Here is a 17,839-nt window from a genome sequence, read left to right as displayed (position 1 = left end):
TGGGCGATTGGGATAAGTTGTTCATTACTTTTGGTTGCTATTTTGACAATATTTGTCGCAGACAATTTTCGATATTCGTTGAGATCAGAGGTGACCTCTGAGACAACAACGCCGCTAACCAGACGGCCGGTTCTCCGTCGTGTCCCGGAGAAAACAGATATTCAGCGCAGCTGATTGCTCGGCCGTCAACGAAGGGCAGAGTCGAGTCTTCACCTTGCCGGGGCGGGCGCCTTCGCCATCATCGCGAGAGCGCACTTCGACCCGCGTGCCGGATCTTTATCTTCTGGGCTGAGGATGGGGTAACTCATCTAGGTGGGACCGCCCCAGTCAGTCGCTTTGAGGTTCGCACCAGGCTGGTCTTCTTCTGCTGGCTTCGCGCACACAGCATATTGATACCATCCATCGCGCATCACTTCAACGGAGGCCCACGGCTGCGAATTTACCAGCCCGGTGAACTCCGCCCCCGACATCACATCAGCCTGCTGCGGCTCTCGATACTTTCCCGCAAGGATATTGCTGAACCGCGAAAGTAGCCACATGCAACTCAGCGGAATACGGGTACGAAATCCCGAGGTAGGCTCCGCGATGAAGCATCGACCTCCAGGGCGCAGGACGCGGTACACCTCGGAGAGGACAGCCATCTTGTCTGGAACGATGAGAAGCAAGCGGGAGAGAATAATCGCATCCACGCGGAAGGGAAGCTCTGGAAGCGACTGCGCATCGCCGCGCCAGAAGCTGCAGTTTCCCAACGAGCGTCTGGCAGCCCGGTCTCGCGCCCGCTCGACAAGGTTAGCCGAGAGATCGAGCCCCACCGCCGAGATCTGCGGATGTATCTGCGCCAGCTTGCAGGCATAGAACCCCGGACCGCACCCAAGCTCCAGTAGATTCGTACCGGGAGGAGGAGCCGACGGAAAGAGCGAACGTGAGATCTCCGTCGTCTGATCGCGAAACAGATACTCGCGGCATAGCGCATAGAACCAGGAGCACTGCTCGAAGAGGCTCACAGACTCTGGTGACTCTGCGCACCCGGCGAGATTATTCTCAGTCGATCCCATTCTCACACGCCTCAATGCTCTCTTATGATGCAAGTGGATTCCATTTCACCACCGTCGGGATGGCCAACATCATCTTTGCAGCGGTAAGTACCCCAGCGTCTGACGAAATCTTTGCAGCTTTGTTACAGGAGCATCCACGAAGGAAATATCTTCTTTTGAGCTTGTAACCAAATTCTGCAGCCGCGCTCCAATGATACGAGTCGTACTGGCAACTAAGTTTCTAAAAGCGATGGGAGGAATAGCAAAGGTGGATCCGGTGAGCCGGGAAGATGTACTTGCGATCGAAGTCCACCACGCCGTCGAGCCCCCTTCCAGCCGCCTCCTACTCGCTACGCTGCTTCGCAACTTTGGTTCGCACCGAGATTCTCACGTGTTGATCGGATGGCTCACACCGCCTCATCTCGTTCCAGAATCCCACCAATCGTCCCACAACAGGTTAGTCTGCGAGGCCACGTAGAGTGTCGACACCCTCGAAATCGGCATCTCCAAGGTGGGCTGGAGTAGAACGGGATAGGGCCACCAGCAGAAGTATAGGAGATCGTGAAGAGAGTGGCGGAGGTCCTGGAGCAGCTATCGCGTCCTTGCGTGAGTTCTCCACGGAACATCACGCCATAAGGGCTGATCTGGTTGGTTGTGCGAGACTGGACGGCCGGTGGCTTTGGATGGGGTTTGGAGGGGTCGAAGGCGACGCTGGTGAAGGCCACAAGGCGGCTAAAATAGAACTCGCTCGAGCTGATCGCCAACGTGCCTCTTGCATCACCCGGATCGTTGTACGCGATCGTGAGCACCACGAGGAGGCCTCCTATTCACTGGGCTTCGATCCGGTTTGGCTCTCTTTAGTACGTATTGTTTACGGTAAGTTACCCATACGAAGTTATTGGAAATTACCTTAATTACAGATTACGTCAAAGTATTACCGTACTGTACCTTGACGTTTACTGCCGCCAAAATGCCTGATGTACACCAGCACCTATATCTTGTTCAGGGTTTCACTCTTGCGTAGGGTCACGCTTGTCTCTGCTCTTATATCACCTTTGGAAAGCAGCACCCAATCAACAATGAGCTACCGACGATGTCCTCTTGCGGAAACTGACAGTGCCGACCAGTTGACTAAGAACTAGCACTACGGTTGGCTTAGCTATCAACAGAAATAACCTGAGGATTGTTTGGCGATGAAGACCGTAACGCATCCTTGCATTTTCGCAATTCTCTCGCCGCGGTTGTAGAACTTGAATATGGTTGTAGAACTTTAAAATAGACGAGAACTCATGCCAGGATGACGCATCCCTACCACCATCTCTCACCCGTAACAGCCCTATACGGGCACTGAGCACCAGAAGTCGGCTCCATCCTAAACGCCAGTCTCATCCCCGGAGTCATCTGAGCAAATGTCCCATTTTTTCGCGTCACGGAACGACTTGATCTTTCGTCTGCTCTCAACGATTTGGATTTTTATGACTGTTTTCAACCAACCATTGTACGCAGGTGGTGCTTCCTCACAGCTCAGGATGTATCCCGTACCGGCGGAAGTAAGCTCTTCGCACTTCCGCGTGAGTCTGAACGGCCGGAGCACGGACGTCCTGCAAGCGGCGACTAGCTATTACCTGCTGAACTTTGATACCTCCGGTCCGGTCAATGTCTCTGTAACGGCGGACGATCCGCACTTCTGGAAAAAGGGCGTCGAAGTTCAACCGACGCGTTTTGGCATTCGCCCTGCGTGCCACGGGGCGACGATCAGCTTCACCATGGCCGGTCCATCGAAGCTGACGATCACCCGCCCAGGCGACCACTTCGCCGATGCTGAGATCCTGTTCCTCTTCGCCAACCCCATCGATCACTCCGGCATCACGGCTTCGACGCCAGACGTCCGCTACTACGGCCCTGGCGTCTATCACGAAAACATAGATGCCAATTTCGGTGACACCATCTATCTCGCTGGAGGCGCAGTCATCTTCGGCTCGCTCAATATCTGGCAGGTAGAGAATGTACACGTTCTCGGAACCGGTACCGTCATCTACGACGGTCCGCAGGACCCGTACTCGGATACAGGCTGGATACACAAGAAGAACTGGCACTGCATCGCGATGGACAACGCACACAACATCGAGCTTGACGGCATCACCTGCATTACGCGGAGCCGAAGTTGGCAGGTCCAGATGAAGGACTCGCGCCATATTGGAATCTACAACATCAAGGTGATTGGCGGCAATCCGAACGACGCCAATCAGGATGGTATCGACTGGCTTGGCGGCGGCGACACCACGATTCGTAACAGTTTTTTCCGCGCCTCGGACGACGACTTCGCGCTGCAAGGTAACTGGGATGGGTACGAACTCGAGTTGATGCGCATTCCCGGACACGATGTCACCAACATCACCATCGAAGACACGATCGCTTCGACCAGCGTCTCGAACACCATCCGCGTCGCATGGCCCCAGAAGACGTTTAACAGCGCCCACTTCCACATGAGCAACATGGACGTGATCCACACCGGCTACGGCGGCTGCAAAGTTCCCTTTGCGTTCTTCGAACTCTGGGCCGATCCCGAAGGCAGTGGCTCCCACACTGACTACAGCTTCCGCGACATTCGCCTGGAGGACTGGTATTCGCTCTTCAACATCGACCAGCCCAACCCCAGTGTCCACAATATTGCTTTCAAAGACATCTGGGCGATGGATGGTCCGGCAATGGTTGCTCCGATTTTGAAGGGGGACGTATCCGAAGTGACGCTGACCGGTGCAACCGAACAAGGTTTTGAGGGCGCAACGACAGACGTTCAGGATGGAGCTACCGTGCCGGTGATTGAGCCGGCACAGATCAAAGCTCACTTCACCTACACTGCAGGCTTGCTTAAGCCGAATCAAGTAGTCGAATTCACGGCAGATGATCCCGCAACCGTGGGCCGCCGCTTCGAGTGGCTTTTTGGCGATGGAACACGAAGCAAAGGTCACAGCGTTCGCCACCGCTTTCCGGATTCGAAGGGAACGCTGCTCGACGGGTCAGGCCGCTTTCGCGTACTCTTGCACGTGATCGACGGCAACGGCGAACAATCGCAACAGGGATGGGGCAGCCAGTTTGTCGTGATCGCTCAAACCAGGCCTACTTCAGCGTCCGTAACTCTTGACGGTCTGGCGGCCGGAGCAAACGACTTTGACCGTATCCTGCACGTCCCAGCCAACGGAGGCTACACATTCACTCTACTCACCAGCCTGGAATCGACGATGAGCATTGATGGATACACCGCGCATTCACCCAAAGTGCGTCCGCAGGTATGCGGCGCTGAAGGGGACTCCGTGCAACCAATGCGCATCAGCGTTGCGCTCGTCGCTGGGGATCACCACATCCACATTGAGCGTAAGATGGGCCTCGAAAACGCGCAGAGGCCTCCGGGGCCAGTGTCCGACCAGCCTCTTCTGCTTTGGGAAGGCCCCGGCATCGATCGCCAGCCAATCCCCACGAGCCTTTACTCCACGGTGACGCAGTAGATGCGTAGCGTAACTATTGCAATTCTTCTCTGCTTTTCTCTAATTACTCACGCGCAGGCACCTCTCTTCAGCAAGTGGGTTGCTGTATTCAAGAAGTTCGACAACGGCGAAGATAACAAGCTCTTCCTCGAACTGCATCAACATGGCACGACACTCAAATGTCACTTCCACACCCTCGGCTATGGCGGCGACCTCTCGGGCACCATAGAGAAGGGACACTTCGTACTCTTTGCACCATTGGATAAGATCAAGCCCTTCTGCACGGGCAAAGTTTCCGGCGGCGACCTTTCCATCGATCTCGGCTGGGGCGGGCCTTTCATGGTCAGGCCCGAGACGCCCGCAGATGTGCCTGCACCACCTGTTTACCTTGCTCCTCCCGCGCTGCACAAAGTGGGGTCGAATGGTCTCGCGAAGACACCGCCCATGGGTTGGAATAATTGGAACAGTTCGGCGGCAGCATCAACGATGCCGTGGTGCTTGAGATCGCCGATGCGATCGTCTCGAACGGCATGAAAGATGCTGGCTACACCTTCATCAACATCGACGACGCCTGGGAGGGCGTCCGGGACGACAACGGCGTACTGCAGCCGAACAAGAAGTTCCCTGACATGAAGGCGCCGGCCGACTACGTTCACTCCAAAGGATTGAAGCTTGGCATCTACTCTTCCCCCGGTCTCCGCACCTGCGGTGGATACCCCGGCAGCTATGGTCACGAACAGCTCGATGCGAAGACCTGGGCAAACTGGGGCATTGATTACCTCAAGTATGACTGGTGCAGCGCGGCGGAGATCTATAAAGACGCCGATCTGCAGGCTATCTACCAGCGCATGGGCGACGCACTTCTCGCCAGCGGCCGCTCTATCGTCTACAGTCTCTGCGAATACGGCACTGGAAGGGTTCAGCTATGGGGCGCGGATGTTGGCGGTAATCTTTGGCGCACCACCGGCGACACTCGCGACGAGTGGGACAGCATGGAAGCCAACGGCTTCTCGCAAAACGATCTCGCACCCGCCGCCGGTCCCGGCCACTGGAACGATCCCGACATGCTCGAGGTCGGCAACGGTAAGATGACCGACGATGAGTACAAGACGCAGATGAGTCTCTGGAGTCTATTCGCTTCACCGTTGCTAGCGGGTAACGATGTGCGTTCCATGTTGCAATCGACAAAAGAGATTCTGCTCAATCGTAGTGTGATCGCAATCGATCAAGACCCACTCGCCAAGCAAGGCACGCGCCTGTATCAGGAGGGCGATAAAGATGTCTGGGCGAAACCGCTCGACGATGGTGGCCTGGCGGTCGGGATCTTCAATCGCGGAGGTACGGCGATGCAGATCGCGCTCAATCAGCGGGATCTTGGCCTTCGGTATCTCCCAGTTGCAACCGATCTATGGACACACAAGTCGATCAAGTTTGATCAAGGCCGTTACATCGCACGTGTGCCGCCGCATGGAGTGCTGTTGCTCCGCCTCGCCGTTAAAAAGTAACCTTTTGGAAGAGCAAATCCAAACCGCAACCAGGAGGGATGAATTAATGATTGGTGCATCCATGATTTGCAGGTCGGGCAAAAGAATCGGTGCAGTTGCTCTCATCGCGTTCGCCGCAACCGGCCTCGGCACGGCGCAGAGTCCCGCTGTGCCTAGTCTTATCGTCATGGCCCAACCGGCAGTAGCATATGGCCCGTACAACGCACATATCCTTCAGGGGGGCATCGAACTCAGCAAAAAACTTCATGAGCATGAGCCTATAGCATCAGCACAGCATAGCTGGTCGATGTCCCTGTGGTTCAAGTCCGATGAGCCTGCACAGACTGCCTTCATCGCCGGAGTCGGCCATCCATGGGAGGCCTTCCCGCGCTACCTCGCACTGAAGGACGGCCGCCCCGCATTCTGGGCAGGCGGGACGGGAGAAGGCCACGAGCTCATCGGCGCAACTCCGCTCGCTCGCGGCGTGTGGCACTCGCTGGCGGTATCCGTCGACGCCGATGGCAAGTCGCACCTCCTAGCTGATGGAGCCGAAGTCGCGGCGGGCACAATCGCTCTCGGCGTTTCGTCGAGTACGATCGTCATGTCCCCAACCAAAGGCTCTCTCTGGCCTGACACGAAACACTTCGGCGGCCTGCTCGCGCAGGTCAGCCTACGCTCAATGCCGCTCTCTTCGGATGCGGTCTCAGCTATGTCTAAAGTACCGGCCGGTCTCGATAATCTTCCGTTTGAAGAGGGTTCGCGGCCATGGCCCGTCCAGTCCCAAGGCCCATCCGGAATGGTGGCGCCGCAGGACCCGTCGCTGCTCCCGCATAGCGCTGCGCCATTCCTCGCTCCCAAGGCACTCCCTCCGGTGGTGGGTACCGATACCGCGACCAATGACGGCAATGCGCTCATCCTTCGCCACGGCTGGATGCTCGCAGACGCAGAAGATATCAAGGTATCCGGCAGCGAAATCGCCGGCTCGAGTTTCAATGACGCGAAGTGGATGCCCGCTGTTGTTCCTGGTACTGTCCTGACGACGCTGATCGCGCGTGGCGTCTATCCCGACCCGGACTTTGGCCTCGACAACATGGCCATACCCGAGTCGCTCAGCAAGCATAGCTTCTGGTATCGCAACACCTTCACACCGCCCGCGACGATGAAGGGCAAGAAGCTTGCTATGACCTTCCACGGCGTCAACTATCGCGCGACGATCTTTATCAATGGCAACCGCGTCGGTGACGTCCTGGGTGCATTCCGCCATAAAGAGTTCGACGTGACACAGTTCGTCAAACCAGGCGAGAAGAACAATCTCGCCGTATTCATAGAGCCCCCATTCCATCCTGGCATCGCGCATGAGCAGAGCCTCGGCGCAGGCTCGGGCGATAACGGGGGCGTGATGATGCTTGATGGCCCTACTTTCGGCGCGACTGAGGGTTGGGACTGGATTCCCGGTATTCGCGACCGCAACATCGGTATCTGGCAGGATGTAGCGCTGACCGCAAGCGGCGCAATTGAAGTCGCAGTACCGCAGATCATTACGCATCTCACCGATTCAAATCCAGCCATAACCAACGCCGAGATCACAGTCCATGTGCCGCTCGTGAACGACACCAAGTCCGCCGTTCGCGGCACGGTCGAGATTGCGTTTGACGATGTCCAGGTCTCGAAGGCTGTGATTGTTCCATCAGGTGGCACCTCCGTCGAACTGTCTCCCAAAGACTTCCCACAACTTGTTGTGCAGCATCCGAAGCTCTGGTGGCCGAATGGTTATGGCGCACAGGACCTGCACACCATGAAGCTTGCCTTTAGGCAAGGTGGGAAGGCTTCCGACATTCGGGAAGAGCGCTTCGGTATCCGTGAGATCACTTACGAGATCAGCGCCTTCGGCTCAAACGGCCACGTTCGCCGAGTCGAGGACTCGCCCACAGTGGCTACCCTGCTCGGAAAAGGCCCGGTCATCGAGCAGTCGCATGAAGGCTTTCGCGAGACGCCCGAGGGATGGATCACCTCTATCGTTCCCGGCATGGAAGACTCACCCGCGCTTGAGCCAGACGCAGACACGAAGCTCGGCACTGCGCTCGTCATCAAGGTGAACGGCGTCCGCATCGCTGTCAAAGGCGGAAGCTGGGGCATGGACGACATGCTCAAGCGCGTCTCGCGCGAACGCATAGAGCCTTTTTTCCGGCTGCACAAGGAAGCCAACGTCAACATGATCCGCAACTGGATGGGCCAGGACACCGAAGACGTCTTTTACGAGCTCGCCGACGAATACGGCATGTTGATCCGGAATGACTTCTGGGACTCGACACAGAATTGGAATCTCGAACCCGACGACTCCGAGCTCTTTCTCGCCAACGCAAAGGACACTATCTCGCGCTACCGCAATCATCCTTCGATCGCCGTCTGGTGCGGCCGGAATGAGGGCGTTCCCCCTCCTGCGATCAATGTCGGACTCGATAAGTTGATCACCGAGCTCGATGGCACCCGCTACTACTCCGCCGATTCAAACAAGATCAACCTGCATGACAGCGGCCCATACAAATACCAAGAACCCGAGGAATACTTCACCAAGCTGTCTCTTGGTTTTGCAGTAGAAGTTGGCCTCGCCTCGCCGCCAACCCTGGAAGCCTTCCAAGCATTTCTCCCCAAAGAAGACCAGTGGCCCATCAGCGACGACTGGGCTTACCATGACTGGCATCAGGGCGGCAATGGCGCGACTGAGCCATTTGTTCAAACGATCAATGATGAGTTCGGCCCCGCGACGAGTCTTGCCGACTTCGATCGCAAGGCGCAGATGCTCAATTATGAGGGCCACCGCGCTGTCTTCGAAGGCTTCAACGCGCATCTCTGGCAGCCCAACAGCGGCCGTTTGCTGTGGATGACGCAGCCCGCGTGGCCGAGTACACAATGGCAAATCTACAGTCACGACTACGACACGCACGGTTCCTTTTATGGAGTAAAGAAAGCTTCGGAGCCGATTCATGTTCAGATGAACCTTCCCGCGCACGATGTTGCCATCATCAACAACACGCTCGTACCACTCACAAACGTCACGGTCACGGCGCGCGTTTTCGACACAATGAGCAAGCCATTGCTCGCCAAGACCATCACCTTAAGCGCCGCCGCAAACGCCGAGACGCCCGCGCTTGCAATGGAACTTCAAGCCGCTCTGGAAGCTGCCGGCACTGTCCTCGTCAAACTTGAACTGAAGGATAGCGCTGGCGAGCTGCTCTCCGACAACTTTTACTGGCTCGCAGCGAACAAGTCTGACTACCGCCGCATGAACAAGATGCCTGCCGCAACTCTCACCGCCACGGCGAAAATCTCCACGGCAACCGGAAGCGAACGCCATGCGACCATCACACTAGTGAACTCCGGAACCGGTGCTGCAGTCGCAACCAAGCTTACGCTCAAGGACGCGGCAACCGGGTTACGCATCCTGCCCGCCTACTACAGTGACAACTACGTCTCGCTGCTTCCCGGCGCGACGAAGACGATTGATATTGCCTATCCCACGATAAGCGCCGCCACAACGATGAAGGTCGATCTGCGGGGATGGAACGTTACACCGGCTTCCATCGCACTCGTTCCTTAGTCTGCGGGTTTTCTCTGCCCTTCGCAGGGGTGCAAGAGTGTCCACCCCACGCTTGGGCTTCAGTGCACGGTCGTCACTTTCTGCGCCTGGCCGAACCTACGCGGCTTCGCGCGCTCAGCGACGACAGTCCACACTCTGAAAGTCGAACGACCGGGCAGACCTTCGCTGACAGTCTTGCATCTCTTAGTGCGAGACGTTAACCAGCGGAGGTATACTGCCGCATGTTACGTTATCTGAACGGTTGAAAACTATGCAGACTGCGCCGCACGCGCCAGAGAATCTTTCCACCACGCTACCCCGCTTGGAGCCCAGCGATGCGGCGGTTCGCGCCACCCTGCAACTCATTCTGCAAAGCCAGCCCTTTCGCACCAGCAGGCAGTGCCAGGATCTCCTTAACTACATCGTCAAGCACTCCCTGCACGGCGACGACGCCTCCTTGCGTGAACGCATCCTCGGCATCGAGGTCTTCGGCCGCGCTGCTAACTACGACACCAGCGAAGATCCAGTCGTCCGTATGCGTGCCGCCGACGTCCGCAAGCGCCTCGCTCAGTTCTACCAGGCCATCGAACCCACCTCCCACACCAACTCCGACGCACACCCTGAGATTGTCCACATCGAGCTCAAGCCCGGATCGTACCGGGTCACCTTTCACTACGAACACACGCTAAGAGAGGACCACGGTTCGAGCCCAGTTCCGGTCTCCGCGTCCGCACTCGACTCCGTCTCACATGACACGACAGACCATACAGTCACTGCAGCCTTAGAAGCGCCGGCGGTGATCGATCACGCCACTCCTCTCCCGGTCGGCGTCGACTACCCCCCACAGGCGGGACGGTTGAAAGTTTACATCCCTATTGCCGCAGTGGTCTTCGTTCTGCTTGTTCTCACCGGATGGAAGGCTTGGATGGTCCGCGTTGATAGGTTGCAGCAGAGATTCTGGGCACCGCTGACCCGCTCCGGCCAGCCTGTCCTCGTCTATGTCGGATCAAACGCCGTCTACCGCTTCACGCCCGCGTACCTCGCCCGCTATCAAAAGGAGCATGGAATCAAACACAATGGCCCCGAGTTCTTTGTAGATCTCCCTAAGGGCGGCACCATTCAGGCGGACGATCTCACGGCGGTCAAGGACTGCTTCGTAAGTGTCGCGGATCTCGCAGCCGTCACGCAGGTCGTGAGCCTCATGAAGGGCTGGGACAAGCCATACAATCTCAGGTCTGCATCGGACATCACCATGGGTGACATCCGCAATACCCCTGCCGTGCTCGTCGGCGGCTTCAACGACACTTGGACACTAGAGACCATTAATGACCTTCCTTACTCGTTTCGAGATGGCATAAGGATTGAAAATCGCGCTGACCCCGCACATAGCTGGACTATCAACGAAGAAAACGGAACCCCAGCGACCGAAGACTACGCCCTGATATCACGGTTGCAACACTCGAATACCGGTGGCCCACTGCTTTCCATTGGCGGCATCGGCTCGTTTGGCACTCAAGCCGCAGCCGAGTTCGTTACCAGCCCGGACAGAATGAACGACCTTCTGAAGTCCGCTCCCCCCGGCTGGGAGGGAAAAAGCATGCAGGCCGTCCTCCGCATTAAGGTCCTAGGCAACGCTCCGGTGGCCGTCGATGTGGTTGCCACATCGTATTGGTAGACCCGGGTGCCAGCCATTAGACCGAGCCCAGTGACGCGGTTCTGGCCCGCGATCCATCTGCACTGCGTGGCAGGCATCGCAACCGTCACCCTCTGCTACGCCCGATCGAACCCAACTCCCCATATCGTTGCTGCACCTACTAGTCTCACAACTCAGGAGCGCATGTACGCTTCCGCTTTCTTGCCTACCAAAGGCGATCTAGCCGCTAGCGAGTACGCAGGCGAGGCCGTCTGCGCGAGTTGCCACGCCGGCATAGCCTCTCTTCAGCACCAGACTCCCATGTACCATGCGGCAACACCTGCCTCACTACTCTCCATCCACTCACCATTGAAGTTTCAGGAGAGCGCCTTCTCATACTCAGTTCAGCAGACCCCTAGTGGCATCATCTTCTCGGCTAACTCCGTCTCAGCCTCCGGGTCACATTCCGACTCCAGAGCTGTCGCCTGGGCTTTCGGCAACGGCGAGGCCTGACAGACCTATCTCCTCAGGCAAAAGGACGGCTACATCGAGTCGCGCCTCAGCTCTTACACCGCCCTAAACGCCCTTGACATCACAGTCGGCCACTCCGAACGGCCTCCTGCCAGCCCGCACGACGCTCTCGGACACGAACTTGCATTAGAGACCACGCAGCGCTGCTTCGCCTGCCACACTACCGCCTCCACTCTATCGAGCGTCTTCGTTCCAGATCCCAGTCCGCTTTCAGCCCTACCGCCTGGAGAAGAGCCGTTGCTGGGGAAAGGCCGGCGACGCCCGCATCACTTGCATTGCCTGTCATAAACCCCATATGCCCTTGGTCCGCGAGAGTGCAGCTTACGATCACAACTGTCTCGCTTGCCATAGCTCACGGCTGCGTCAGCCGGGTCGACAGCCCCCTTCGTCGTCCACTTTGATCTCAGCCGCACCCGCCTGCAAGGTGGCCACCAAGAACTGCGTCACCTGTCACATGCCGAGGATTGAGGTTCCCAAACGCACGCCTCTTTCACTGATCACCAGATTCGTATCGTGCGCGCAAGCATTCCTTGAATTCCCGTTCCGCCGCCCTCATACTCCGGTTCTTGCAGACGCTTCCGCAAATCTCAGGCCTTCCGTCCCGCAGCAGATATTGCGTAAACGGACGGTACCCTACCAAGCCAGTAAGTAACTGAAATAAAAGCGCTAATGAGAGATTACGTGCCAGGTTACCGTATTACACCTTGCCTGCTTTGTCTCGGATGTCCGTAATGATTTCCGCAATCCTACTTGCATTTGTCACGTTACGGAACGTGAAAAGTTCTGGACGAGCGAGTAGGAATTTTTTGGAGGAAGCGTGCAATGAAGGTTTCTCGCTCTTCAGGTATGGTGTGGATTGCCTTTTTCTCAATTTTCGCAGCTATCACGCTCGCCACCATGCCGCCTATTCTGGTCGCTCAGGACCTTACCACCTCGGCGACCCTCACCGGGACTATTACTGACATCACCGGCGCGGTCATCTCAGGAGCGACCGTCATCGTCTCGGGTACCGACAACGGTGTCTCCCGTATGATTAAGACGGAGTCCAACGGCAACTTTACGGTCTCGCTGCTGCCACCAGGACAGTACAACCTGCAGGTTCAGATGAAGGGCTTCAAATCCTATCAGCAAAAAGGGATAACCCTTGTCGCGGACCACTCCGCCCATCAGGACATTCTGCTTCCTATTGGTGCTGAAACTGAGCGGGTCGAAGTCACGAGCCAGGCTCCTCTACTGAACACCGGCGACGCCAACCTCTCATCCGAGATCACCTCGAAGCAAGTCGAAGACCTTCCGCTCAACCTTCGGAACGTCATCTCTCTTGCGACGCTCAACTCTTCTGTTTCGAATACCTCTGAGAGTCAGCAACTCGGCGAAGGGGGAACGTCCGGCAAAGCAGACCAGGACGTGTCATTCCTAAACTTTGGCGGAGGCTTCTTTGGCACCTCCGGATATCTGATAGACGGTGTCTGGGATACGGACAGCACCTGGGGTGCCGTCATCTACGTACCTTCTGTTGAGGCCGTCGGCGAGTTCAAGATCCAAACCAACTCGTTCACTGCCCAGAATGGATTCAGTACCGGGAACGTCATCAATATTCAGACCAAGTCCGGCACCAGCAACTTTCATGGCGACGTCTTTGAGTTCATCCGGAACTCCGACCTGGATGCCAACAATTACTTTAACAACTACAACGGCAGCCCGAGACAAAGATTCCAGCGCAACCAGTTTGGTGTTTCCGCCGGTGGGCCGCTCTATATTCCCGGACTCTACAAGCAGCGTAACAAGACCTTCATCTTCGGTGCCTACGAGGGGCTGCGTCAAGGATCCCCGGTTAATAGCACGTTTACGGTTCCGACTGCCGCCATGCGGACAGGCGACTTCTCGCAACTGCTGACGGGGGCTTTGGTCACGCAAACAGTAAACGGCGCGACCACGAATGTTCTCGATCCCTTTGGCAACACCATCCAGGTGAATCAGCTCTTCAATCCCGCAACCGGAAGAGTTTTGACCGACGGAACCGTCGACCCCACGACCGGCAAGCAGGTTAGCTGCCCGGGCAGAACGCCGACCTGCTACTACCGCGATCCATTCCAGAACAACAACGTCTCTTCAGCGATCAACCCGGTCGGCGCAAAGCTCATCTCGTACTACCCGACACCGACCAACAGCAGCGTAAGCAACAACTTCTTTGCGACCGCCTCCGCGCCGACCACCTCAAACGAGTTCATCGTCCGTGTCGACCACAACTTCACCGACGCAACCCGCATGTACTTCCGCTACGCCAACAAGCATGAGCAGAAGACGAACTCGCCCACCTATTATGGCGCGAGCGATCCCGGAGGTCCGGGCAACATCCGCCCCAACAACCGCTACAGCATCGCCACCGGCTTCAGCCATATCTTCAATGCGACCACCGCGATCAGCGCAAACGCCGGGTTCCATCGCTGGAACCAGGGCGGCCTGTACCAAGGCTACCCGTTCGATCTGACAACCCTTGGGCTGCCGGCGGCCCTCAACGCCAATTCTAACCAGTTTCCGGAGATATTTGTCGGCAACGGAGGCTCTTCGCTCGGACCGGTCCAGGGCGGCTTCGGCGCCGGCATCGCCAATGTCGGCAGTGTGAGTGTAGACGCAACCAAGACGCTCAAGCAGCACGACCTCTCCTTCGGCTTCATCGACGTCGTCCTGCAGAATAACGGCAATGGTCCCGCGGATACTCAGTTTAGCTTTCAGCCGGATTACACTTCACAGTTTCTGAACACGAGTCCGGTTGGTGCTGCAGGCTATGGATTTGCTTCGCTTCTAATCGGCACTCCGGATAGCGGAACGAGCAGCAATCCTACTACCCTGAACGCTTTCCACACCGCCCCCGAAAGACATTACATCGGCTTCTACGGTCAGGACAACTTCAAGGTCACGAAGACAGTCATGCTCAACCTCGGACTGCGTTACGAATTCCAGCCTTCATTCACTGAGCGACATAACCGTCAGGCCTACTTCGACTACACCGGCATCAACCCTATCAGCAGTTCGGTTGGGCTGACGCTTCCGGGCCAGGAGATCTTCAGCACCTCTGGCAATCGCGGCCTCAACAATCTGAATCTGACCAACGTCGCGCCTCGCTTCGGGTTTACCGATCAACTGAACTCGCACATCGTATTGCGCGGCGGATACGGGATATTCTTTCCTCCATCCTCTTTCGTCGGGATCCAGGCCAGCCCTGGATTCAGCCAGGCGACAAACTACGACGCCAGCGACAATGGAGGTCTCACCCTCAAGACGACCGTCAGCAACCCCTTCCCGAATGGGCTGCTGGCGCCCACCGGCAACTCGCTTGGGCCTTTGACTGACCTCGGCAATACTGCAAGCACAGGAGTTCACTACAATCGTCATTCTCCCCTCCTGCAGCAGTTCTCGCTGGGCATGCAGTATGCGTTTACCACAAACGACGTGCTGACGACGAGCTACATTGGCAATCGCGGAACCCATCTGCTTGCCAACTACATTAATCGCACACAACTAGATCCCACGCTGGTCACGGCGGCGAACAATGCCAATCTGGTCGCCATGGTGCCCAATCCGTTCTATGGCGTCATCAAGTCCAGTTCCTGCGGTCTCGATGCCCCCACTATTCAGCAGGCCCATCTGCTTGAGCCATTCCCGCAGTACTGCGGCGTGCAGGAGTCAGAGCCTACCATCGGCGATTCCTACTACAACGCGCTCTTGATCGACTACAATCACCGCTTCCACGCAGGATTGAACGTCCTCGTCTCGTACACTTTCTCGAGGTTCATTGATGACACCGGCGGAACCGCCGACTGGGCTTATCGCGGTAACTCGGCCGGCTACCGCAACAACTATGATCCCGGATTCGACAGGTCTGTCGACGGAACTGACCAGACCCACAGTCTGGTGGTGAACTACATCTACGAGCTCCCTGTCGGTAGAGGTAAGAGGTTTGCCGGAAATGCTGGCCGAGTCACCAACGCAGTGATTGGAGGATGGCAGGTATCAGGTATCACCACGATCAAGTCGGGACTTCCGCTCAGCGTCACCGGGAACAGCAACTCGAACTACTTCGGCGGCAATCAACATGCGCAACAGATCGCGGACCCCCATGTCTCTCATCCCGGCATAGGAAGTAAGATTGTTCCTGGCACCGGGACTTGGTTCAACACCACAGCCTTCGAGGATGCGCCCGCCTACACCCCCGGCAATACCTCCCGATATCTCTCCTACCTGCGGTCTCCTGGGTATGATAATTGGGACGCATCGATACAGAAGGTGTGGCAGATCCACGACACTATCAACCTCCAGTTCCGGTCAGAGTTTTACAACCTGCCGAATCACGCGAATTTTTTTACTCCCGATACGGGCGTGGACGACGGTATAGGAAAGTTTGGGTATATAACCCAAGCATTTGACGCCAGATCCATTCAATTCGCTCTAAAAGTAATCTGGTAAATTGGTCGTCCGATGCGGTTGTCTCAACTAATTTGGCGCGTTGCGTTCTCGGTGTCGCTCTTCGCCGGTGTGCTTTGTGCCTGTCCCTTGCGCGGCCAGGCACAAGATCTCGACGGACTTCTCGAGAGGGCGCGGGCCGCTCAATCTTCCGGAAAGTACGCTGAAGCTGCAGCCATCTACGCTCAGGCCACAACTCTTGCTCCTGCCACGCCTGAGCTCTGGTCCAACCGCGGGGTCATGGAGTATCTAGCGGGCCAGATTGGCCCTTCCATCATCAGTCTGAAACACGCTCTGAGGATGAGACCCACCCTCTATATTCCCATGCTCTTTCTCGGCAAGGGGTATATCCAGTCCGGCAAGCCCGGATTGGCGTTGCCCTATCTCAACAAAGCGCACAGCCTTCAGCCCAACGACCCCGAAGTCTTTCTCACTCTCGCCAAAGCCGACGCGGCCCTGAACAAACCCCGCGAGGCAGAGTCTGCCTTTGCCAATGCGACCCGCCTCACTCCGGATAGCCCTGCCGCATGGCTCGGCCTTGGCACCGCGTCGCTCAGAGTCATTGCCGCCGATGGCGAGGAGTTAGCCACCACCCAGCCGCAATCTGTCTGGGCCCGAGCTCTCTTCGCCGACGAGCTTCTCGCTCAGGGCCGTCCTCTTGAAGCCGCCGACACGTACAACGACGCGCTCGCCAAAGCCACTCCGTCCCAGCACGCTACCTTTGCGCGCACAGTAAGCTGGCTAAAGTTTCACCCTGATCTCTTTCCGATTCCCGCAAACTCGCAAACTGCCTTGCAAAAGCTGGACGAGCAGCTCAGCTCCGCGCCAAGTAAGGCGTCATGGCCCACCTGCGATGCCGCTTCCGCTCTGCTGGACGCAGCGGCCTGCGCCTTCTGGGCGGGAGACTATGAACGCAGCGCTGCGCAGGCAGACGAAGCTCTGAAACGTTCCCCGCAAGATCCCGAAGCCCTCTACTGGTCCATCAAATCGAACGAGCGCATGGCCGTAGCCGCCCTCGCTCGCTTCGAAGATCTCGCCCCGCGCTCAGCCTTCGCCTTCGACATGGTCGGCGACCTCTACCGCGACCAGCGCCAGATGGATAGTGCCCTCGGCGAATACCGAAAGGCCCTCGAAGTTGATCCTCACGACCCCGGCGCTCTCCTCGGCTCGGTGGTCGCCGACATTGGCACGAGCCGGCTCGACGAAGCTGCAGCTACCGACAAGATCGCTCTCGCCGACCGCCCACAGGACGCGCAATTAAACCTCCTCATGGCCGAAGTCCTGGCCGCCAATTTTCACTACGCCGAAGCCCGGCCCTATCTTGCGAAGTGCGCCGCCGGACCGCCAGAGATACAGCCCCGAGTACACCTCCTGCTGGCCCACGCCGATGCCGAGGAAGGCAGTACCGAGGCTGCCATACGCGAGTATCAGTTAGCACTTCCCGGAGATCAGGACGGCAGCATCCACTTCCAGCTCTCACGTCTGTACCGCAAGACCGGCAATGTCGTCCTCGCTCAGAAGGCAGAAGACCAGGCCAAGGCGCTTATCGCGCAACGCCGAGCCAACGCCACCATCGAAATGCGCGAAATGACAGGCGGAGCTGCATCGCGATGACGCCCTGACCTAATAAC

The 17,839-nt window shown here is 57.3% G+C and carries 10 protein-coding genes; 8 read left to right on the top strand and 2 right to left on the bottom strand.

Annotated features, from left to right (window positions below; genetic code table 11):
- Nucleotides 1–308: 308 nt before the first annotated feature.
- Nucleotides 309–1,055 carry a class I SAM-dependent methyltransferase gene (locus HDF14_RS07345; RefSeq protein WP_183975042.1) on the bottom strand — a complete coding sequence of 249 codons (747 nt, stop codon included), beginning with the start codon at nucleotides 1,053–1,055 and terminating at the stop codon, nucleotides 309–311.
- 386 nt (nucleotides 1,056–1,441) lie between these two features.
- On the bottom strand, nucleotides 1,442–1,846 hold the full coding sequence (locus HDF14_RS07340) for a hypothetical protein (protein ID WP_183975041.1): 405 nt from the start codon (nucleotides 1,844–1,846) through the stop codon (nucleotides 1,442–1,444).
- A 663-nt stretch (nucleotides 1,847–2,509) separates the two neighbouring features.
- On the opposite strand from HDF14_RS07340, the gene HDF14_RS07335 reads away from it, so the two are divergent.
- From HDF14_RS07335 to HDF14_RS07305, 8 genes are all read left to right on the top strand, one after another.
- Nucleotides 2,510–4,540 carry a hypothetical protein gene (locus tag HDF14_RS07335; RefSeq protein WP_183975040.1) on the top strand — a complete coding sequence of 677 codons (2,031 nt, stop codon included), beginning with the start codon at nucleotides 2,510–2,512 and terminating at the stop codon, nucleotides 4,538–4,540.
- On the top strand, nucleotides 4,541–5,053 hold the full coding sequence (locus HDF14_RS26460) for a hypothetical protein (protein ID WP_260698095.1): 513 nt from the start codon (nucleotides 4,541–4,543) through the stop codon (nucleotides 5,051–5,053). It begins immediately after the preceding gene.
- Nucleotides 4,978–6,024 carry a glycoside hydrolase family 27 protein gene (locus tag HDF14_RS07330; RefSeq protein ID WP_260698094.1) on the top strand — a complete coding sequence of 349 codons (1,047 nt, stop codon included), beginning with the start codon at nucleotides 4,978–4,980 and terminating at the stop codon, nucleotides 6,022–6,024. The genes HDF14_RS26460 and HDF14_RS07330 overlap by 76 nt, the downstream gene beginning before the upstream one ends.
- A gap of 46 nt (nucleotides 6,025–6,070) precedes the next feature.
- On the top strand, nucleotides 6,071–9,601 hold the full coding sequence (locus HDF14_RS07325; RefSeq protein WP_183975039.1) for a glycoside hydrolase family 2 protein: 3,531 nt from the start codon (nucleotides 6,071–6,073) through the stop codon (nucleotides 9,599–9,601).
- 250 nt (nucleotides 9,602–9,851) lie between these two features.
- Complete coding sequence (locus HDF14_RS07320; RefSeq protein ID WP_183975038.1) at nucleotides 9,852–11,255, top strand: hypothetical protein; 1,404 nt, start codon at nucleotides 9,852–9,854, stop codon at nucleotides 11,253–11,255.
- A gap of 6 nt (nucleotides 11,256–11,261) precedes the next feature.
- Nucleotides 11,262–11,726, top strand: a complete 465-nt coding sequence (locus HDF14_RS07315) for a hypothetical protein (RefSeq protein ID WP_183975037.1) — start codon at nucleotides 11,262–11,264, stop codon at nucleotides 11,724–11,726.
- A gap of 840 nt (nucleotides 11,727–12,566) precedes the next feature.
- Nucleotides 12,567–16,211 carry a carboxypeptidase-like regulatory domain-containing protein gene (locus tag HDF14_RS07310; RefSeq protein WP_183975035.1) on the top strand — a complete coding sequence of 1,215 codons (3,645 nt, stop codon included), beginning with the start codon at nucleotides 12,567–12,569 and terminating at the stop codon, nucleotides 16,209–16,211.
- An 18-nt stretch (nucleotides 16,212–16,229) separates the two neighbouring features.
- Entirely contained in the window at nucleotides 16,230–17,822 is a 1,593-nt protein-coding gene (locus HDF14_RS07305) for a tetratricopeptide repeat protein (protein ID WP_183975033.1), read from the top strand.
- The last annotated feature ends 17 nt before the right edge of the window (nucleotides 17,823–17,839 follow it).

The organism is Tunturiibacter gelidiferens, assembly GCF_014201335.1.
In the GTDB taxonomy this organism is placed as follows: Bacteria; Acidobacteriota; Terriglobia; order Terriglobales; family Acidobacteriaceae; genus Edaphobacter; species Edaphobacter lichenicola_E.
The sequence above is the reverse complement of the archived record's forward strand: the minus strand, read 5'-3'. Positions and strand labels throughout refer to the sequence as shown.

Excerpts from the sequence above, each read along its gene's own strand:
- HDF14_RS07345 (WP_183975042.1), bottom strand. The coding sequence starts at position 1,055 with ATGGGATCGACTGAGAATAATCTCGCCGGGTGCGCAGAGTCACCAGAG.
- HDF14_RS07335 (WP_183975040.1), top strand. The coding sequence starts at position 2,510 with ATGACTGTTTTCAACCAACCATTGTACGCAGGTGGTGCTTCCTCACAG.
- HDF14_RS07310 (WP_183975035.1), top strand. The coding sequence starts at position 12,567 with ATGAAGGTTTCTCGCTCTTCAGGTATGGTGTGGATTGCCTTTTTCTCA.
- HDF14_RS07325 (WP_183975039.1), top strand. The coding sequence starts at position 6,071 with ATGATTGGTGCATCCATGATTTGCAGGTCGGGCAAAAGAATCGGTGCA.
- HDF14_RS26460 (WP_260698095.1), top strand. The coding sequence starts at position 4,541 with ATGCGTAGCGTAACTATTGCAATTCTTCTCTGCTTTTCTCTAATTACT.
- HDF14_RS07320 (WP_183975038.1), top strand. The coding sequence starts at position 9,852 with ATGCAGACTGCGCCGCACGCGCCAGAGAATCTTTCCACCACGCTACCC.